This is a genomic window from Bacillus sp. iso_77, assembly GCF_056173625.1.
This window is the reverse complement of record NZ_CM149683.1, coordinates 1,045,460-1,066,093: the sequence shown is the minus strand read 5'-3', so window position 1 is coordinate 1,066,093 and position 20,634 is coordinate 1,045,460. Positions and strand designations below refer to the sequence as shown.

Sequence of the window (20,634 nt, the reverse complement as noted above, 5' to 3'; positions counted from 1 at the left end):
CAAATTGAAGCGGTTAGATCAACTTTTGATGTGCTCTAAAAGTCTCATGTTATGTATCAAAAAAGCCGACTTCCTTTCAACAAGTGCAAGAAAGCCGACCCTTTGTTATGCTTCTATATCAATTCGATATGTTTCAAACCAATGATGAATCTGTGCCAAATGGGCAATGAGCTGTGGGCCTTTCATTAACTGACCATACCAAGGAACCTGGAAAGAAGCCCCTTCTGTTTCAATCAGCTGTTTTAATTGATGTGGATCTAAAAATTCATGAAGCACAGAATCCTTTTGCGCGAGACAATCTGTTAACATCTCTTTTACCGCCTGAGTATAAGCAGGATGATGTGTTTTCGGATAAGGGCTCTTCTTGCGATAAAGCACTTCATTCGGTAAAATTCCCTCTAATGCTTTTCTCAAAACCCCTTTTTCCCGATTTCCATACATTTTCATTTCCCAAGGAATATTCCATACATACTCAACAAGACGATGATCTGCAAATGGTACACGTACCTCAAGGCTCGCCCCCATGCTCATACGATCTTTTCGATCCAACAGTGTTGTCATAAACCAAATCATATTTAAGTAAAAAAGTTCTCTTCGGGCTTTATCTACTCCAGTTTCCCCATCTAAAAGAGGGGTTTCTGCCACGGTTTCTTCATATTTGCTTTGCGCATATTCCTTCAGTGATAATTTCTTTTGCCATGAGTCTTGAAGAAGCTGAATGCGTGCTTCCGTTGATCTCATCCACGGAAATCCATTGGTTTCGCTTGCCATGTGAAACCATGGGTAACCTCCAAAAATTTCATCTGCACATTCACCTGATAAACCAACAACAAAATCCTTTTTAATTTCTCGGCAGAACCATAGTAAGGAAGAATCAATATCTGCCATCCCCGGCAAATCTCGCACTTCAACCGCTTCTTTCAAATAAGAAGCCAGCTCTTTTTGCCCGATGATACAGCTGTGATGATTCGTTTGAAACGCTTTGGTCATTCGATCAATCCACGGGCCGTCAGCATTCGGCTGAAATTGACTTGCTTCAAAGAATTGATCATTTCCGTCGTAATCAACGGAATACGTATGCAGCGGGGCTTTCCCTATTTTCTCAAAGTGCTTGGCGGCAATGGCCGTAATGGCACTAGAATCCACACCGCCCGATAAAAACGTACATACAGGCACATCAGAGACGAGTTGTCTTGTAACAGCATCCGTAAAGAGTTCCTTCACGTGCTGAGCGGTGTCATCAAGCGAATCTGTATGCTGCTTGCTTTTGACATTCCAGTACCTCCACACACGCAAACCATCTTTTGAGAAAGTTAAAGCATGAGCAGGTCTCAGCTCTTTCACCCCTTTAAATATGCCTTGCCCTGGTGTTCTAGACGGCCCTAAACCAAATATTTCTGATAACCCTTCATGATCCACTTTGGCTTTCATTTCAGGATGAGCCAGAAGTGCTTTGATTTCTGAACCAAACAAAAAGGAATGATGACGTTCTGTATAGAAAAATGGCTTGACACCGAGCCGGTCTCTCGCTGCAAATAATAATTCACGCTCACTATCCCAAATGACAAATGCAAAAATTCCATTAAAATGGGTCACACACTCTTCCTTCCATTCTGTATAGGCGTGAAGAAGAACCTCTGTATCAGAATGCCCAAGAAAGCGGTGCCCCCTTTTGAATAATTCTTTTCGTATATCCTCCGTGTTATAGAGTTCTCCATTGTACACCACCGTATAATCATGGTGTTGATGGGTATATGTCATCGGCTGCTTTCCGCCTTCAACATCGACAACGGCTAACCGTTTATGGCCGAAAAGAACGTGCTCACTTTTCCACGTATTTGTATCATCCGGCCCTCGTTTAGATAATGTATCTGTCATTTGATTGATTACATGATCCTGTTGGATGAGCTGCTTTTTAAAGTCTGCCCAGCCTGTTATTCCACACATCATCATCAGCTCCCATCCGTTTTTCATCAAGTGTTCTCATTTAGCCTTTCTTAGTTTATGCATCGTCTCCTAGATAGTTGATTTGTCCTTTTTTCCCCCTGTGTATAGGACAAGCTTCATTTGGTAAGAAAAGAAAGAGGAAAGGAGGTTTTGCGAATGGAGAACCGAATGACATATCTTCAGCAAAACCACCCAAAATGGTGTAACGGGTACTTACTGATGGAAAACGGTCATTGTCTGATTGAAGACGAAGAAGGAGACATCATGCTGCCTGAAAGCCTTCAAAGTTCTATGATCTGTTTGAAAGAAAAGGAGCGATGGACAAAAGGAGAATTGCTCGGGTCTGTCGTTCTTTGTGAGAATGGGAAGTTGGTGGAGGTAAAAGGCGGTGAACGCATTCAATATACAGCGTCTCTTTCTAAAGGGTGGCTTGATTTGCTCATGTTCGTACCGGAAAGCGTCTTTTATCAGATCATTGACTATGTAGAACAGCTTGGCTTTTCCGTCTATGATTGTATCTTCTCTTCCTTCCATCCTTCTCATCGCGTGTCTTTTTTTCAGTTTTCAGGAGACATGCAATCACTTGCCCTTCAATGCCACCATCATTCGGGTACAAATCAAGTTCAATTGGAATGGACGACGTCTGACGGTCACCGGCTGATGTCTCAGTTTGATCTCACATAAAAAGGGCACTGCTTTTGATAAGCAATGCCCTTTTTATCTTAAAAGATATGGAAACCGATCGGCAGACGTAAGCCGAGAAGAATGGTCACAATGGCAACCACGATAAAACCAATGAATACACCCGTCACCGATTTTCCTTTTTTCTTGCGTACAAGGACCATTTCCATGAAACCAATCACAAGAATACCAAGTATCATTTTTCCAACATACTCGCCCCCGTAACCCGGGATTTTCATTCCTGTGCGAACATACAGCTCTACGCCTGTTGCAATAATAATCAAGTAGAACAGTCGTACGATCATATGCACAATTTTAGCGCCTTTATCGTTTTTACCTGCTAATGCAAAGGCAACGAAAAATAAAATAATACCTAGCACCCACGCTGTAATATGTAAATGTGTTCCCATTTGTGATTTCCCCCTTTATCAGAACAATTACCTTCTCATCGTACCACGAAATAAGTCGAACACAAAGCGACAATCCTGTGTCAACACGCCTTTATTTGACGCGATTTGATAACGTCCCAATTGGTTCAATTGTTACTTCAACCTGATCGCCTGAGGCTAAAAATTTTGGCGGTTCAAAACCTTTGCCGACTCCAGAAGGTGTACCTGTTGCAATGATGTCTCCCGCTTCCAGCGTCATCCCTTTTGAAAGAGTTGACACAATGTCTTCAATTGGGAAGATCATTAATTCCGTACTGGCAGACTGACGAACCTCTCCGTTTACCTTTGTTTCCACATGGAGTGCTCCATGATCCTCGATCACTGACTTGTGAACGATATAAGGTCCCATTGGACAAGTTGTATCTAAGCTTTTTCCGATGAAAAATTGTTTGTGTTTTTTCTGCAAATCTCTTGCCGTTATATCATTTAAAATGGTGTAACCGAAAATGTAATCGTGGACCTCTTCAGGAGCAATATTCTTTCCTGTTTTGCCAATGACAATGGCAAGCTCCCCTTCGTAATCCAATTCACTTGTCACATCTTCATGGAGAAGAATGTCCGCTTCATGCCCTACAACAGAGGTAGGCGCCTTTGTAAAGATCATCACGTCTTTAGGAATATCTGCCGCACTTCCCATTTCCATGACGTGATCTTGATAGTTTTTCCCAACACACATGATGTTTTTCGTTGGTTTTGGAATCGGTGCATGGAGTGTCACGTCCGAAAGCGGATAGACATAAGAGCCGCGGTCTTCTTCTTTTTTCTCTGCCCAATCAAGAAGCTGTTTGACGTGTTCGACAAACTTGTCCCCCATGTTGATGCATTCAGATAAAGAGTTTGGCAATGTCTCCAGCTCAAATAGTTTTGCTTCTGCCTTTTTGACGTCCATCACCCATTCATCATCAATGACGACCCCGATAAACAATCTGTTATGAATCTCACCTGTAAAAAACTTCATGTCTTCCCCTCACAATCTTCATTTCAATACATTATGATGTCTCATTTTTATTTCTCTATGAAATAAAAAAAACCCTTTTTTATCATACTCTCTTTTAAAAAGGGTTTCAAAAATGAAGACCTGACATTTAGCGGTAGCGTCGATACTCCCACATATTCCCTTGATCCCATTTACGATCAACATTTCCTTGATGGCGGGAATGATGTTTTTTCTTTCCGCATCTTCGGCAAGAGTGACTCCGTTTATGGTGATGAGAACGTTTAGATCGATGGCTGCGGTGTGATTTGCGGCAGCTTTTCTTATGATGTGATCTGTGTTTGCTGCGGCATGATTTTTTGGGTTTACTCTTTTTACTGCGGTATGACTTTTTGCTTTTATACGACTTTTTGCTTTTGCATGATTTCTTGCTTCTATACGACTTTTTGCTTTTGCATGGTTTCTCGCTCTTTACACTTTTCTTTGAGCAGCGACTTTTTTTAGAGCGATAGCTTTTTTTAGAACGATAGCTTTTATGGCTTTTTTTGCTGCGATGTGACTTACGGCAGCCTCCTCCACCAAAGAACCAGTGACGGCGATTTGAATGACGAGAACGAGATGATTTGTGCGAATGTCCCGATTCTGGTTCACGATCTAAGTGTTGATCACGCCCCTCACTTCGAAGTGAATCAACTGCATGTTCAATATGCGAATGATCAAATGTGCTCACGAACAATTCCCCTCCCAAACTGTGCTCTGACAAAACAAACAGACAAAGCTGTTTATCTTCTCTGCTTTATGTTACGAGACTCGGTAGACAAGTGTTCTTGGCGAATGCCTCTTTCTTAGAAAACTCCATGAATACCTACCAGAAGGTACAGGACATTCCTTCAATTTCATATAGTGGAGGAGAATAGGAGGGTGATGAATGCATGGACACAGAACCTTTAAAACAACTGGATATCTGGATTCATCCAAAAGATCTCATGGAATTAAAAAAGGACGTATGGAACGATGAACCCGTCGAGGCCATTCTGAAAACCGGCCAAACCAAGTCACATATTTATGCCTCATACCGAGGATCACACATCCGAAAGCTCAAGAAAAAATCCTATCAAATTGAATATCGAAAACCAAAGCAAAGACAGGGCGAATCCCTTTTTCACTTAAATGCAGAGTACAATGATCCTTCTTTCATTCGCAACAGGCTGTCTTTTTATTTCTTTGAACAAATGGGTGTGTTCAGCCCGACCGCTTCTCATGTGTTTCTTACTATTAATGGAAGAAAAGAAGGCATTTATTTAAAAATAGAATCTGTAGATGAGCTGTTCCTCCAAAAACGACAGCTGCATGGAGGCGGCATTTATTATGCTGTAGATGATGACGCCAATTTCTCTCTTTTAAGTTCATTTGATAAAAAGCCAAAAAAACATCTTCTTCTCGGTTATGAGAAAAAAACGGGAACTCCTGAACACGACAAGCAGCTGAGTGAATTTATTTACTTTTTGAACACCGCAAGGGACGACACGTTTGCAAATAAGATTGAGCAGTATCTTGATGTGACACAATATTTCCGCTGGCTTATTGGTGTCGTGTGTACCCAGAACTTTGATGGGTTTGTTCATAACTATGCGCTTTATGTGAATGATCAAGGAAAGTTTCAAGTAATGCCTTGGGATTATGATGCGACTTGGGGTCGTGATATTCACGGAGAAGAAATGGCGTTTGATTATATTCCAGTCAGCGGTTTCAATACATTAACCGCTAGATTACTAGACATCCCTGCATTTAAAAGAGACTATTATGCCCTTTTCCAGCACGTACTAGATACACATTTTTTAGAAAAACGGCTTCTCCCCATCATTGAGACATGGCATGCTTCGATTGAGCAGCGAATTGGAGATGATCCATATACGAAAAACCGACAAGACATGCTGCGTTCAGAGCGAGAATTAATCCGACAGTATATCAACAAAAGACGACGTTATTTACAAACTGAGATTAAAAAAGAGACATCGCGCCTGTAAAGACACTTTCGAATTTTGTCACTTTAGTTCTCATATTGACGAAAGAGCTTTTTTTATAGAAAAATAGGGTATACTAACCATATCCTTCTATTTGATAAAAAATGTGAGAGTTGGCGTCCGTTATGATCAATTATGAAATTGAACAAAAAAGATTACATTTGATTGAGACCGCAAAAAAATTCGGAATGAATGCCGAAGAAACCATCAGGTGCAGTCAAGAGCTTGACACACTCTTAAATAAAGGCATCAAAACCACCTCTAAAGAATGCTCGAATAAAGGGTAAACCATACACTTCATTCCTCTCATCAAAGTTCTTCAAAAAGACAATCACATATTAAAAGACCCATCATAAGCTATGGTGAAACGCCCAAAAACGAAGTGCCCTATTTTTCTAAAGGATGTGCACCGCTATGCCGGCTATTGTTGGAGCCTTTAAAGTAAATGCCGTCGGAACGAGCGGAGTCGTTCATGTTGGAGACTGCATCACCATTTCTCCAAATAGTCAGGTTAAAACGTTTGCTGGCGCAGGCAGTTTTAACACTGGTGATCAATTACGCATTAGCAACTATAAAAGTGTGACAAATACGTATGATAGTGATGTCATTGATCAACCGCTTGTTGGTAACTTGTAAGGAGTGAGAATCCGTTGAACTTCTATATTAATCAAGCGATACAAATTAATTACTTACGTGTGGAGTCTGTGAGTAACTCATCCGTTCTGCAAATCGGCAGTGCTGGATCAATCAAAGCACTCTCCAATCTGTATAACACTGGTAGCTACGTAGAAGCAGCACCTGCCGCAGCAGGCACACAAGGAATTGAAGAGTCTCAAGGCGCAAGCACGGCACCTTTTGTACCGCTTCAGTCACCAACAACATAAGTTCATTTGCAATCCCCGGAGGTGTATGCATATGTATGACTATCAAAACAGCGCTTCACAAATGTATGGCATCATTCAAAAGCAAACACAGCAAATCATGATGCTTGAAAAAAGGCTTAACGAGCTTCAGCAGGAAATGCAAATGATCAAAGATAAACCGACAACAACGATTGAACGGATTGATTATCAATTTGATCAACTGAAAATCGAGCGGCTGGAAGGCACATTAAATATCGGCCTCAATCCATCTGATCCAAATAGTGTTCAAAATTTTGAAGTGGGCCAAACAACAACCCCGGGAATTGGAATGATGCAGCAAGAAATGGCTGATCAATTTTTCAATCAAACACGCCAGCTTGTCGATGCATTCTTAAATGAAGAAGCACCGCAGCTTCTTGAAGAACTAGAGCAGCGATACGAAGGCTCGCTTGATGAAAGCAACAAACACCATATCATTGAGGACATTCGAAAACAAATAGACAGCAGAATCAAATATTATGCGGGGCAGCTGCCACAAAGGGAAGATATGACCCCGCTTCAACGTTCCGAGCAAATTGCTGAATACGTGAAACATGATGTCAAACGGGCAATCGAGCACTTTTTAGCCCATATTCCAAATGAAACGAAAGGAGAGGAAAACGGATGAATTTCACAGTCGTCAACCGCAACATCGAAACTGGAAGCATTAAAGTAGTTGGGGTATCGTCCTCTTCCCTATTTATTATCGGGGACACGGACCATGTACAACTGTCATCGATTTTCGATACACCGCCAGAATCATTAATTATTGGCCCGTTTGTTCCTCTAGCCCCTCGATAATGATCAAGCGCACATCTCAAGTGAAGTTCTCGAAGGTGAATTCTGTCGGGATTGCAAGTGTTGTTCAAATTGGTGATACACAAGAGCTCTGTCCGAACGTGAAGGTGCTAGCTGTCCAGCGAACGATTAGTTTATTTTATGGAAATGAAGCTGAAAACCTAGATGCAAAAGAATTTGAAGTGTATTATGAGCCGATCCCATTGATGCTGCCAGAACGAGCGGTTAGAACGGCCTTTTATCATGAAAAGCCTCTCATTAAAGTGTCGTCCATTCATGTAGAAGGGGTCTCTTCCTCCTCTATCTATCAAATTGGCTCTACGTGCGGAATAAATGCCGTTGCGCGAGTGAAGCATATTCGAGAGTTATTTAGCAACAACGACGAACATCCGCCAAACTCACAATTGGACCTACCTGCGCATATGATGGTGATATGACTTCGAATAAAGGATGTCGATTATGCCAGCAATTGTCGGACCCATTTACATTAACTCGATTTCTGGGGGCGTCGTAAACGTCGGTGACTCATTTTATCTTTCGCCTAAAAGTTCTTCAAAATCTGCTTTAGGCTCTGGAGCGGGGAATACCGGAGATTTCTTGATTTTAAATAATGGCATTAGCGCCACCAACTATGTGGATCCTGACTTAAATGATCAGAATATGGTAGGCAATGCATAAAGCGGCTCCTCTACACTCATTTCATTTAGAGGAGCGCTTTTTTATGCTTATTTCTTTCTGCGTTGTCTTGATTTCTTTGTTTTGACCAGCTTGCTTGCCGGCTGCTTTCGAATCCATTTGATGTACGGAACAAGCTTTTCATCTTGTCTTAGGGCATCCAGCGTATTCAAACGTGCGGCAAGCTCCTGGTTTGTATAAAGAGCATGTACCTGTTTATGGCAAGGGATACACAGGAAGGCAGTCGGTAGAAAGGCCCCTCCTTCTTCTCTTGGCGTTAAGTGATGTTCTGTAAGGACGACCTCTTGTCTTCCGCACAGCTCACATAATCCAATCGTTTGCTTTGCCATCCTGAGATCACCTCACTTTACATTAATTCCATCGAGACTGTTGTTCCTTTCCCGCTTGGATCTGCTGGGTGGACAATCAGTTTCTTTGGCAGTCTCATCTTTAATTCTTCCACATGGCTGATCACACCAACAGCCAAATTTTGAGATTGTAGCTTCTCTAATGCTGTAATCACCGTATCTAACAAGTCTTGATCGAGTGTACCAAATCCTTCATCTAAGAAGAAGAATTGCAGCGGGAACTCACCTCTCAGCTGAATTTGTGCAGACAGAGCAAGGGCAAGTGCTAAAGACGTCAGGAAAGTTTCTCCCCCAGACAAGCTGGATACCGGACGTCTGACACCTCCATTGGCATCATCCCGCATCACAAAACCGCCCTCTGAATCGACTTCAATGGCATACCTTTGTCTTGTCAAAATCCCAAGACGATGAGAAGCATCACGACTGACACTTTCTAGCTGTTCTTCTGCTAGGAACTCAACAAATGTATTCCCTTTAAACACCGTTTGAAGCTTATCCAGCCGGTCAATTTCTTGCTGCAGTTCTTCAAGGCGTTCATGAATGCTTGCAAAGCGCTGATGGTTTGCTTCAATCACTCGCAGATGCTCCTGTGCAGATCCACTCAGCGCTGTCGCTTCTTCAAGCGCTTTTTCTGCCGCTTCTTTTTTTAGTTGAATGTCTGTCCACTCGTCTTCATCCAGCGACTCACCTTTTAACAGTTCAGAAATTCGCTTTAAGTTTGCTGCACATTGCTTTCTTTTATCCTCAAATTCCTCAATTTCCTGTTTGACTGTAAGACGTACAGATCGATCCATTAAAGCAGGTGCTATCTCCTGAGGATGAGCAAAAGGAGTAGATGCTGTTTCTTTTTGCCACGCTTTCTCAGCTTCTTGTTTTCGCCGCTTCGCCTCTTGGAGCTGACGTTCACTGCTTGAGAAATGGCTTTGTGCCTCACTAAATAATTGCTGTGCATGCTTAAATTGCTCGTACGATTGCTGTTCTTTTTCATTTAGATGAGCAATAGATTGTTGAACTTCGTCCAGTTCATCAGAAAGAGAAGCCGCTTTTAAAGGATATCGCTGTAAATCTGTTTCATATTGATCGATCAGGTGTTGCTGGCTTCCCAGCTGATGCGCCAGCTTATCGAGTTCCTTCTCTAGATCGTATATAGCTGTTTGCAGATGCTCTTTTGCCTGCTGTTTTTCCTCTAGAAAAGAAATACTCTTCTCAATACGCTCTTGATAACCTTCCGCTTGTTGATCCTTTTCGTCAATTTGTTGCTGCATTTCCTGCACTTGGTTGATTGTCAGGTGAGGAAAGGTCTGTTCAAATTGCGTCAGTTGATCGGAAAGCTCAGATCGAAGCTCCTTGATCAGCATGTCTAATTCCTGCATGCGCTGCTGTTCAAATGTCAGTTGATCTTTTACTTTGCTCATTTCTGCCGCTTGATCATAAGTGACGTCCATTAAACGAGCCCGTTTGCTTTCGATTGCTTGAATATCTTGTTTTACGCCTTTCCATTCTTGAATCAGCTGGTGCAAAGACTGCGGATTCTGTACTGCTTCTACTGCTGCAGCTACTTCTGAATCGGGGGCTTTTTGAGATAAAAAGGAGAACTGTTTAACTAATTGATTGGCATGCGTTTCAAGCAGCTGCTTTGCAGCAAACATGTCTCTAGCATATTCCTCTGCCAGCTTGAGCTCTTTATCTATTTTTACAATCCATTCATCAATTTGGGCAACCGTTTCTTCATGGTCATTGTCTATCACAGCCTTTGGATCATGATGAATCGATCCACAAACAGGACATGGTTCACCGTCTACTAGCTCTGCCGCTAATTCTTTTCTTAATTCTGCCGATCTGACAACATCACGCTGTTTTAATTTTTCTTGTTTTTTGTCCTGCTCTTTATGCCTCCATTCTGTAAGACCTCGTTCAAATTCACATACATAAAAATACAATTGCTCTATCGCTTGAAACGATTGATTTATTTTTTCATGATGATCTTTTTGCTGTTTTTGAAGCTTTTCATACGATTGTGTCGCCTTTGCTGAACGCTGTCTTAGCTCCTCAATCTTTTGTTCTTCCTTTTGAATGCTCACATTCATTCTTTGAACATTTTCACTGAAACGAAGTGCGTCTTGTACAAGTTTCCGCTCTTTGACAGAGACTTGTAATTGTTCCAGCTCATGCTTCAACTGTGTTTGTTTCGCAAGCGCACGCTCTAATAAAGATTGCACGTTTTCGGCTTCCGCTTTTTTTTGAGTCAATTGCTGCGCTTTTTCATTGTTTTGCTGCTCTAGTACGGTCTTTTCCTGAAGAGCTGTTTCTTTTTTTCGTTCAATTTCTTTTAATTGAATAAGCTGCTCTTTCTTTTGAAGAAGCTCTGGCTCATTCTCCATTTTCTTTTGCCGCGTTTGCTCATACTCCTGCGTCATTTGATCATAGATCGTTCGTTGATGAAGTAAATGTTTTTCTGCTTCCTGCTTCTCTTTTGATGCTTGAGAGAGCTGCTTTTCAGCCTTTGTTAATGCATCCGCATAAGGCTTTAATGTCTCTGCCTGCTCTGCAATGTGAAGTTGATTCTTTTTCTCTTCCATCGTGGATGCCAGCAGATTGAGGTTGTTTTGTTCCTTCTCGTACGCTTCTTGTTCCTTTTGATACTGCCAGATGGCTTGCGCTTTTGTAAAAGCAGTGAACGCTTCGTCCCGCGTTTGTTTTTTCTCATGAAAAATAGCTTGCGCCTGCGCAGCTGCTTCTTTAGCTTTCGCTAATGCCTCTGGCCCAGCTTCTCCTAATCCAGTCAGTTCAGCCAGCAGTTCGTTTTTCTGTCCATAGTGATTTTGAGCCTTTGCGCGTAAACGTTTGACGAGCTGATCACCATATTTCTCCAAATTAAACAAACGCTGCAGCATTTGGCGTCTGTCGGCTCCTTTCAATGAAAGGAATTCCGCAAACTTTCCTTGGGGTAAAACAACCGCTCTCGTAAAATCGTCAATGGTTAAACCAAGTAATTCTTCTATTTTACGATTGACCTCACTTGCTTTATCTGCAAGAACTGTCTGCGTATCACCAATTTCAATCAATCGGCATAACGTCGTTCTAACCTTCATTTCATCTGCCCGTTTAAAGGCACGTTCCACTTTATAAGAAATATGGTGTTCTCTTTGCAAAGCGAACGTAAAGGAGACAGACAGCTTTTCTTCAGCTTGGTTCAAAATACCATGCGTATTATTGAGTGCACGTTCGACCTTGCCATAGAGTGCGAGTGTCATGGCATCTAATATGGACGATTTTCCGCTTCCAGTCGGTCCAAAAATACCAAACACACCTGCATCACATAAGGAGCTAAAGTCAATGGTTTGCTCTTCTCTGAAGCTATGAAGTCCTTTAATGGTTAACGTGATCGGCTTCAATTCGCTTCCTCCTCTTGCATGTCATTGGCAAGCTCTAAAAATAGCTTGACGGTCTTTTCATCAGGTAGACCTCCACCTGTCTGACGCTCATAAAATTTCACGAACCGCTCTTCAATCGAGAGCTTTTCCACTTGTTTTTGTTCTTCTTTTTGTAACTCTTTAAACTTTGGTCTAATATGGACAAATCCACTATGCTGTTTTCTCAGCTGATGAATTTGTTCGATCGACAGCTGATCTGTTAAGTGAATCTCTAAATCAATCCAGGCTTGAAGATCCCGCTTTTCATCCAGCCAACTGTGTACTTGGCTCAGCCCTTCAGTCGCCTTCCACTTCATAAGTGGTTTACCGCTTGATAATAACACTTCTTTCCAGCTTGCTGTTTCATTCGGTTTTGCATCCACAATGGTGACTGATTTGGCGTAGCCTGCTTCAGAAAAGCTGTATGCAAGTGGAGATCCAGAATAGCGGGCAATCGTTTTGGCACGTTTAATGGTTTGGGGGCGATGCAAGTGCCCCAATGCGACATAACAAGCCGCCTCAGGCAGACTTTCGGCCGCAACTGTATATGCACCTCCCACTTCAATCGGCCTTTCCGAATCCGTTTGACTGCCACCTGCCACATAAATATGACTTGTTGCGATATTGACCGTATCCGCCTGAAATTGGCTGCTTAAATGTTGAAACATTTGTTGTATTTTTAAATTGTACTGATCACGAAGCAGTTTCTCTTCAAATGTTTCAGCCAGCACCTCGTTTAACCTTGCTTCAGACGGGTAAGCGAGTGCGGCAATAGATAGACGTTCACTTGCAGAAGAAACATCGACATGAATTAAATCATTTGTCGGATATCCAATTAAATGAATCCCCTGCTCATTCGTTAAAGGAGATGCGGCTGATAAACGGTCTGGGTTATCATGGTTGCCAGAGATCACAACCACCTGACGCTTTCCTTTATCAGATAATGCAGACAAACTTTCATAAAAAAGCTGTTCTGCGCGAGCAGGAGGGTTCACGGTATCAAAGGCATCGCCTGCCATCACAATGACATCAATGTGTTCATCCTTGACGATGTGATTTAATTCATCTAAAAACTCAGCTTGCTCCTCAAGCCGGCTTCGGCCTTCAAGGGTTTTCCCTAGATGCCAATCCGCTGTATGCAGAATCCTCATGTGATTCACCTCTCATTCATTCCACCTATAAAGAAATTTCTAGATTTCCATCAAAGAAATAAAGGATTTTCTCCTCTAATGTTCTGTTTGTTAAACGTTCTACCGCTGCTGTATATAACGATATTTGCGTTTCATAGCGTTTTTTTAACATCGCTTCAGCTTCCTCTAATCCACCTGAGAATCTGCCAGTCACTCGATCTGTTTTATAATCAAGTAAATAGAGCTTGCCATCTGCTTCAAATAAACAATCGATCATTCCTTGAATGAGCACAGGTTCACCTTCTGCATCAATATGGCTGTATACCTCTTTAACCGGTAAAACCATACTAAACGATACTTCTCGTTTCATCCAGTCCGCTTTCTGCAGTTTTTGACCAATAGCAGTAGAAAAGAAGGCAACAATTCCTTCTCGATTGATGGACTGGATTTGTTCATCTGTTAGTAAGTCTTTCTCTTTTAAAGAATGGAGCAGCTCTTCTACACGAGATTCATCATATGGTTCATTTGAAGGAAGAGGGATATGCTGCATGACTGTATGCATGGCCGTCCCTTGTTCTGCGGCTGTGAGTGTTTTTTTCTTCATAAAAGCCGGTCGTTCGTACAATGTCGCATGAGCTTTTCGAATGGAAGAAGGCACACTGTATTCATCCTGTATTTCTTTCATTCTTTTGATCTCGGAAACTGACTGCTTTGTCCCTACTTGGGAGGCCGCTAAATATGGATAACGCCATGAAAGTCTTTCTTTTACTTCCTCCTCGTAATCGCCATATTCTTGAACAGGCACACCTTCCATTAATGCTTGTACCACTTCGTCTTGTTTTTGTTTTTCAAGTGACATGTCTTCTTGTAGAAGATCGGACGCTTGATGAAAGGTGATAGAAAATGATGATGGATGAGAGAGAACGACTTCTCTCGATTCTTCTAAAAGAGAAGACATCGCTTGATGACGGATAAGGGCAGGGCCAATAAAATCTAAGTATGTTCTCGCTTGATAACGTTCAAAATCAGGGAGAAGCCAGTCGTCTCCGTTTGCGGCATTTTGCCACTTACTTAAAGCTTTCACTTGATTTTTGACAGAGCCGACTAAAAATAATTTTTCCTTCGCCCTTGTGAGCGCCACATATAGAACCCTCAGTTCTTCAGATAACAACTCTTTTCTCATCTTTTTTTTCATCGCGATCAGCGGTAATGTTGCATAACTAATTCTCAGCTCAGGATGAATATATTTGCTGCCAAAACCTAATTCTTTATCGAGCAAGTAGGACTGGTTTAAATCCATCATGTTAAAGTTCCTGCCAAGTCCTGCAGTAAATACAACAGGGAATTCGAGTCCTTTACTGCTATGAATGGTCATCATGCGGACAACATCCTCTGTTTCACTGAACGTTTTTGCCGCTCCAAGATCATCTCCACGCTCTTGCATTCTTTCAATAAATCGAAGAAATCGAAACAGCCCTCTAAATGCAGCCTTTTCATACTGTTTCGCTCGATCATATAAAGCCCGAAGGTTTGCCTGTCTTTGCTTACCTCCTGGCATCCCGCCGACATAATCTAGATATTGTGTATCTCGGTACACTTCCCAAATCAGTTCTGCTACCGAATGCTGAATCGAAAAATCACGCCATTTGCGTAATTGAAGGAAGAATCGCTCCAGCTTTCTGCATGTCGGATGATCAGAGTGTGTCACACTCATAAATGCCTTCACAGCGTCATAATAAGTGCCTTTTTTATCACTTGTTCTAATGAGTGCCATCTCATTTTCGTCTAAATGAACAAGAGGTGACCTTAAAACAGCAGCGAGCGGAATATCTTGATATGGATTATCAATCACTTTTAACAAAGAAAGAATGACAGATACCTCTGTCGCTTCGAAATAGCCTGAGGAAAGATTCGCATAAACAGGGATTCCCTGCTTCTTCAACTCTTCCATCATTTGCGGAGCCCACGGCATTGAGCGAAGCAAGATCACAATGTCTCGATACTGCAAGTTGCGGGTCAGCTGCTGTTTTGCATCGTACACTTGAAAAGGCTGTTCTACCAATTCTTTTATTTTCTTTGCAATCACTCTCGCCTCAAATTGTACCGTCTCTAGCTCTTCTCGTTCTTCATCGCTTTCTATGTCGTGCTGATCTAAATGAACAAGAAGCATTTCTGTCGTCGTGTCTTCGCTTTGCGGATAACTCGCTCCAAGCTTTAATTCAGCTTGTTCGTCATATTCAATTTCTCCAACTGTTTCTCCCATCAGCTGTTTGAACAGAAAGTTGGTACTCTCTAAAACATCAGCCCGGCTGCGGAAGTTTTTATTTAGATCAATTCTTTTACCTGTTTCTTTGCTATCTGCTTTAAATTGTTTATATTTATTTAAAAAGAGCATCGGCTCTGCAAGTCTAAAGCGATAAATGGACTGCTTCACATCACCAACCATAAAGCGATTGCCTTCTGCCGGTTGTTTCCCTTTAGACACGAGCTTTAGAATCGTTTCTTGGACAAGGTTTGTATCCTGGTATTCATCCACGAGTACTTCTTCAAATTGCTGTTGATAGTATTTAGCCGCTTCTGTTTCAATGAGATTTCCTTCTGCGTCCTGCTTCGCTAAAATGCGCAAACAATAATGTTCTAGATCCGAAAAGTCTACGATTGATTTTTCTTGTTTTGCTCTTTCGAAACGCTCTCCATATTGAATCACAAGCTCTACAAGTGTTTCTACAACTGGCTTCATTTCAGCCAAGCTTTTTAAATGCTGATCGGGACTGCGCATAAAGTATTCATCTTTTAGCTTTTCTAATTGTTTTTTGGCTTGATTGCGTGCATCTGTTGCTTTTTCTAACAGAGCTGGGTCATAGTCATCCCCTTTGCAAGTCTTTAACCTTTTAAAATTGATGTTTGGCAAAAGCTCATAGAGTGTCTCAAAATCATCTTGATGCCTTATTAATTCATTTACTTGCTCTAAATCATCTATAAAATTCTCTGCTCTCGGTGCTGGACCGCCCGGCTCTTTTGATAAAGTGAGCGCTTGTTCCAGCAGTTCCTGACAGCTTCTTAAAACGAGAGAAAGGTCCTCTTTGATATATGGATAAAAGGGTAATTCTTCTACCTTTGTCTGTGTATCCACATCATAAAGAGAAAGGAATGCCCGCATCCACTGTTCTGGCGCTGGATGTGATCTAGAAAACTCATAAATTCTTTTGACAAGCCATTGAAGATCTAAATCATGCCGATCAGATGTGTAACGATCAACGAGTTCAAAGAATGACGGTTTTCCAACCTTATACTCATCCTCAAACAGTTCATCTAACACTTCATCTCCTAGTAATTCTCCTTCTGTTTGATCAGCCAAACGAAAACCTGGATCAAGGTCAATCTCATAATAAAAAGTGCGCAGAACTTGCAAACAAAAGGAGTGCAAGGTAGAAATATTGGCACGATTCATAAGTGACAGCTGTCTCCGCATATGAAGGGAACCAGGGTTTTTAGATAGTTCTTTTTCAAGTGCTTCAGTGATCCGGTGCTTCATTTCTGCTGCTGAAGCATTGGTAAAAGTCACTACGAGCAGCCTGTCCACATCAACTGGCTGCTCCGGCCGAGTCATTTTTCGAATGAGCCGTTCAACCAAGACCGCTGTTTTCCCTGACCCTGCCGCCGCAGCAACAAGAATATCTTGTCCTTCTGAAACGATGGCGTTCCATTGGTCATCTGTCCAAGTACTGTTATTCGGTTTTGGTATTTGCATACTGATCCCCTTCTTTTTTGATCCGGTCTAACATGACATCATCCTTCTCAGAGGTGAGCACCCTAAATTCATTATCTTCTATTGATTCATCAAATTGGCAAATAGACTTAAAGGAGCAAAAGCGGCAAGGGGTTTGATCCTTTAATTTATATGGGTTTATCTCTACCTCACCGCTTGTAATTCTTTCTCCTGCCTCTTCAAAGGTTCGCCGAACGTGTTTTGTGAGAATGTGAAAATGATCTTCACTTAATACCGCAGAGTCAGATCGGAAAGAACCATCCTTTTTCAAACCAGCTTGGATGACTTGTGATCTTCCTGATTCGAGTGTTTGATCCATCAACTTCACTGCTTCCACATCTTCGAGCAATAGACCCTTCATTTTAAATTTCTTCAATATTTCCTGCTCAATTGCATCTTCTCCAAGCGGAATAGGCGCTTGAATCAGCGGGTCATGAATATGGAAGTATAAAATTCCTGCCGGTGTCGCTTCCATGCCAAGCCATTCTTTAGAATACGTAATGGTCAGGTCTAAATAAGTGAGCATTTGCAAGGCTAAACCGTAGTAAACTTCTGCTAGATCAAGCCCCTTCTCACTGGACTTATAGTCGACAATTCTTAATAGAAGTCCTTTTGATCCTTCTGCTTTATCCACTCGGTCAATCCTTCCAACAAGCTCCATCGTGCAGCCGTTTTTTAATTGAAAAGTAAACGGCGGCAGAGGTCCTTGACCTCCAAAACCTAACTCAAGTCCAACCGGAGAGAATCCGCTCACTTTTGCATGTTCGCTTAATATAGAAGACACCCTGATGAGGATTTTTTGAAGCTTTTCTTTTATATAAGCATGCCGATTAGAGCTTAATAAAATTTCTTTTTGCAGACGTGGAGCCAGCTGTTCAATTGCATGCCTTGAGTAGGTCACACAATCTTCCTTCGTTAAGTTTTTCCAATCCTTTTTTTGTTCAATAAGCGTATCTGAAATCAGTTTTAAAGCCGAGTGAAAGAGCTGGCCGATATCAGGTGCTTCTAATTTGTAAAATTGTCGATCTTTTAGTTTTAGCCCGTGGGAAGCAAAATGAGAAAATGCACATGCATTGAATTTCTCCATTCTTGAAACACTGCCCTGAATATGGTCACCGTAAAGTTCTTTTGTGACATTCGGATTTAAACGTGTCGCTCTATTTGTAAAGAACAAGCTGGACATGATTTTTTTTGATACGTCGCGGTTGGACGAGGTCATCAAATGATTATATACACTCCACCATACGCCGCTGATCGGATATTGATTGAGCCATTGTTGTAGCTGCGAAACGGTATAGGATAACGAGACATGCTCGTTTGTTACAAATTTTAATTGCTCCTGATCATCCAACTGCTCTGGATCTAACACATAGAGGGCTTGCTGATGGTTTGGCATCAGTTCCTCACAATACTTGATGAGGGTCGAAGGCAAAAGAGACCGCCCTTCCGTATCTGAAGCTGAATAGGATAAATACAGGTAGTGCGATGGACTGGACAGCGCTTGATATATCAAAAATTGTTCATCCAGCAGCCGTTCCTTCCCTGTCTCTGCCAGCTCTGCTCCTGCCCGTTTTAACCATTCCCGGTCGTCTTCAGACAATACACTTTCATCAGAGGGCCGTGCAGGTATAACTCCATCATTTACTCCAATGACAAACGTACACTTTACTTGATACATTCTGGATAAATCCATACTTCCGATAAACACTTGATCAAGTGAAGGGGGAATCAAAGCGAACTTGAGAGAGGACAGTCCTGTATCCATGATCTGTTGAAATAATGGAAATGAGAGCTCCTCCTCGCCCAGCATTTCAACAAATTCATCCATCAATTGAATGACAGCATCCCACACTTGCCCATGCTGCATCGCTTCAGCTAACCTGCCTGCTTCTTCTGCCTCAAGCCTTGCCTTTTCAAGCTTTTCTGGCACTTGGGCTTCTTCTAGAAAGACATACACTGCCTCTACCATGTCTCTTAGCTTTTGCGCTTTTTTCAATCTTTTTTGCAATTGAAAGAGAGGCGGAACAATCCATTCTTTTACATCATTCAGCATTTGCTCCATTTCTATTTCTTGATCGGTTTGTCCAAAATCTTCATCTAGTGATTGGAAGCGGCGATAATGAAATCGTGAACCATTCGTCCAGCGTTCACCTTTTACACCGTAAGCAATACAATAGTTTTCAAGCTGATCCGCCTGTTCTCTTGCCTTGTTTTTAGCGAGTTCAAGCGGAAATAAGAACTCCGTTTTCACACAGCGAAACACCGCCTCATACCGCCAGTTCCCTTTTATGACATCGAGGCTCGAACGAATGAACTCAATGAGCGGATGATACTGCATCGATTCATTTCCATCAATAAAGAAAGGAATATCGTAATCTCGAAACACCTCTTTTAACGTATCTTTATAGTCGTCTACATGTCTTGCAACAATTGAGATGTCTCGTAACCTAAGACCTTCCCCTCTTACTAAATCAAGAATATCTCTCGCTACTCCCTCAATTTCAGCTCGTTTATTTGCACTTTTCGATACGGTAAGGTGAGGCGTTTCTTCTTGGTACGGCTGCAAAGGTCTCTGTTCATATTGATTTTCTAAATAAGCTAGATCTGGGGTATGAAGATGCCGCTTATTTCTCTCCAAAATGTTCTCAGAAATAGCCGCTCCGCACTCTTTGGCCAGCTGATAAAGCTGGGAATATGTCTTACCTGTCATGCGAAATAAATCAAGTTCATTTGGCTGCGTGTCATGATAGGAACGATCCACTGTGAATGCAGCTGTTATTTTTTCGGCATGTAGCAAAAGCTGTTCAATGACAAGAAGCTGCTGGGGGGTAAACTGATAAAAACCATCTATATAAATGTGTGCTCCTCTCAATTCTTCTGATAAAGGAATTTGCTGAGCCAGAAGTGTCAAGTAATCCTCTGAGTGCACATACTCATCTTGCAGATGCTGCTCCATCTGCTGATAAAGAACATGAAGGTCATGCAATTTTTCCGCCGCACGTCTTTCTTCTGTATACTCTGAATGCATGCTGGATGCCGAAATTTTTTCAATATCCTCCGGCATCATACAGTACCTTTTGAATTCAGCCATCGTCTTTTCTATTTGCTCAACAAATCCCGGTTTATCACTCGCCTTTTTGAATACCTTAAACTTGTCTTTCTGTTCTTCTATTACTTTTCTTAAGAGCATTTGAATCCCTGTGCTTGTGACAAATTGACGGTTCGCACCGCCAGTCTGCTGTAATATAGACCAGGCAAGCCGAGTAAAACTAAAGACTTTGGCCCTGATCATTCCACCAGCTTCAGACGTTTTTGCAAGCTCATATTCCATTAAAAATGTCATTTGATCCGGGACTAAAAAAATGATTGGCGGACCCAGCGGATCAAGCCGCAGTTGTTCTTTGATTTCTTCTAGAATTGCAGTCGTTTTTCCACTCCCCGATCTGCCTGCTAAAAACTGAATCTCCACGTTCCACAACACCTTTCTTATGTACTCATATTCTAGCGAAAATAAAGGTAAATAGCTATTTTCCTATCACCTTCC

18 protein-coding genes are annotated in these 20,634 nt (G+C 41.8%); 9 read left to right on the top strand and 9 right to left on the bottom strand.

What is annotated here, in order from left to right; all coding sequences use genetic code 11:
* Positions 1-105: 105 nt before the first annotated feature.
* Positions 106-1,947 (bottom strand): asparagine synthase (glutamine-hydrolyzing), encoded by a 1,842-nt coding sequence (gene asnB / locus AC0VYC_RS05345; RefSeq protein ID WP_268430786.1) that lies wholly within the window; start codon positions 1,945-1,947, stop codon positions 106-108.
* Positions 1,948-2,103: 156 nt separating this feature from the next.
* Here asnB and AC0VYC_RS05340 point away from each other — a divergent pair, with 156 nt between their 5' ends.
* Positions 2,104-2,631, top strand: a complete 528-nt coding sequence (locus AC0VYC_RS05340; protein ID WP_475389614.1) for a DUF2777 family protein — start codon at positions 2,104-2,106, stop codon at positions 2,629-2,631.
* Positions 2,632-2,669: 38 nt separating this feature from the next.
* Here AC0VYC_RS05340 and AC0VYC_RS05335 read toward each other — a convergent pair whose 3' ends face one another.
* From AC0VYC_RS05335 to AC0VYC_RS05325, 3 genes are all read right to left on the bottom strand, one after another.
* Entirely contained in the window at positions 2,670-3,038 is a 369-nt protein-coding gene (locus AC0VYC_RS05335; protein WP_007499115.1) for a YisL family protein, read from the bottom strand.
* A gap of 91 nt (positions 3,039-3,129) precedes the next feature.
* Entirely contained in the window at positions 3,130-4,035 is a 906-nt protein-coding gene (locus AC0VYC_RS05330) for a fumarylacetoacetate hydrolase family protein (protein ID WP_007499116.1), read from the bottom strand.
* A 127-nt stretch (positions 4,036-4,162) separates the two neighbouring features.
* Positions 4,163-4,741, bottom strand: a complete 579-nt coding sequence (locus tag AC0VYC_RS05325) for a CotG/ExsB N-terminal domain-containing protein (RefSeq protein ID WP_212360611.1) — start codon at positions 4,739-4,741, stop codon at positions 4,163-4,165.
* A gap of 202 nt (positions 4,742-4,943) precedes the next feature.
* Between AC0VYC_RS05325 and AC0VYC_RS05320 the strand changes: the two genes are divergently transcribed.
* The 8 genes from AC0VYC_RS05320 to AC0VYC_RS05285 all read left to right on the top strand — a co-directional run bounded on the left by AC0VYC_RS05320 (position 4,944) and on the right by AC0VYC_RS05285 (position 8,413).
* A complete protein-coding gene (locus AC0VYC_RS05320) occupies positions 4,944-6,038 on the top strand; it encodes a CotH kinase family protein (RefSeq protein ID WP_327872439.1) in 1,095 nt (364 codons plus the stop codon).
* A 122-nt stretch (positions 6,039-6,160) separates the two neighbouring features.
* Entirely contained in the window at positions 6,161-6,322 is a 162-nt protein-coding gene (locus AC0VYC_RS05315) for an aspartyl-phosphate phosphatase Spo0E family protein (protein ID WP_008348605.1), read from the top strand.
* 127 nt (positions 6,323-6,449) lie between these two features.
* Positions 6,450-6,671 (top strand): spore germination protein, encoded by a 222-nt coding sequence (locus tag AC0VYC_RS05310; protein ID WP_003211745.1) that lies wholly within the window; start codon positions 6,450-6,452, stop codon positions 6,669-6,671.
* Positions 6,672-6,685: 14 nt separating this feature from the next.
* Positions 6,686-6,919: a spore germination protein GerPB gene (locus tag AC0VYC_RS05305; protein ID WP_003210877.1), complete on the top strand. Its 234-nt coding sequence runs from the start codon at positions 6,686-6,688 to the stop codon at positions 6,917-6,919.
* A 31-nt stretch (positions 6,920-6,950) separates the two neighbouring features.
* Positions 6,951-7,565: a spore germination protein GerPC gene (locus AC0VYC_RS05300; RefSeq protein WP_008348607.1), complete on the top strand. Its 615-nt coding sequence runs from the start codon at positions 6,951-6,953 to the stop codon at positions 7,563-7,565.
* On the top strand, positions 7,562-7,738 hold the full coding sequence (locus tag AC0VYC_RS05295) for a germination protein GerPD (RefSeq protein ID WP_003210893.1): 177 nt from the start codon (positions 7,562-7,564) through the stop codon (positions 7,736-7,738). Before AC0VYC_RS05300 ends, AC0VYC_RS05295 begins: the two co-directional genes overlap by 4 nt.
* A complete protein-coding gene (locus tag AC0VYC_RS05290; RefSeq protein WP_008348609.1) occupies positions 7,738-8,172 on the top strand; it encodes a spore germination protein GerPE in 435 nt (144 codons plus the stop codon). The genes AC0VYC_RS05295 and AC0VYC_RS05290 overlap by 1 nt, the downstream gene beginning before the upstream one ends.
* A gap of 22 nt (positions 8,173-8,194) precedes the next feature.
* Complete coding sequence (locus AC0VYC_RS05285) at positions 8,195-8,413, top strand: spore germination protein (RefSeq protein WP_003211468.1); 219 nt, start codon at positions 8,195-8,197, stop codon at positions 8,411-8,413.
* Between the two features lie 47 nt (positions 8,414-8,460).
* Here AC0VYC_RS05285 and AC0VYC_RS05280 read toward each other — a convergent pair whose 3' ends face one another.
* From AC0VYC_RS05280 to addB, 5 genes are read right to left on the bottom strand one after another with little or no spacing between them, the layout of a single operon-like run.
* Entirely contained in the window at positions 8,461-8,760 is a 300-nt protein-coding gene (locus AC0VYC_RS05280) for a hypothetical protein (protein ID WP_017360217.1), read from the bottom strand.
* Between the two features lie 17 nt (positions 8,761-8,777).
* Positions 8,778-12,173, bottom strand: a complete 3,396-nt coding sequence (gene sbcC / locus AC0VYC_RS05275; RefSeq protein ID WP_327872440.1) for an exonuclease subunit SbcC — start codon at positions 12,171-12,173, stop codon at positions 8,778-8,780.
* The gene (gene sbcD, locus AC0VYC_RS05270; RefSeq protein ID WP_096881211.1) at positions 12,170-13,342 is read right to left on the bottom strand and encodes an exonuclease subunit SbcD; all 1,173 of its coding nucleotides are present in this window, start codon (positions 13,340-13,342) and stop codon (positions 12,170-12,172) included. Before sbcD ends, sbcC begins: the two co-directional genes overlap by 4 nt.
* A gap of 25 nt (positions 13,343-13,367) precedes the next feature.
* A complete protein-coding gene (gene addA / locus AC0VYC_RS05265; protein ID WP_327872441.1) occupies positions 13,368-17,072 on the bottom strand; it encodes a helicase-exonuclease AddAB subunit AddA in 3,705 nt (1,234 codons plus the stop codon).
* Complete coding sequence (gene addB, locus AC0VYC_RS05260) at positions 17,050-20,559, bottom strand: helicase-exonuclease AddAB subunit AddB (protein WP_327872442.1); 3,510 nt, start codon at positions 20,557-20,559, stop codon at positions 17,050-17,052. Before addB ends, addA begins: the two co-directional genes overlap by 23 nt.
* Positions 20,560-20,634 lie beyond the last annotated feature (75 nt).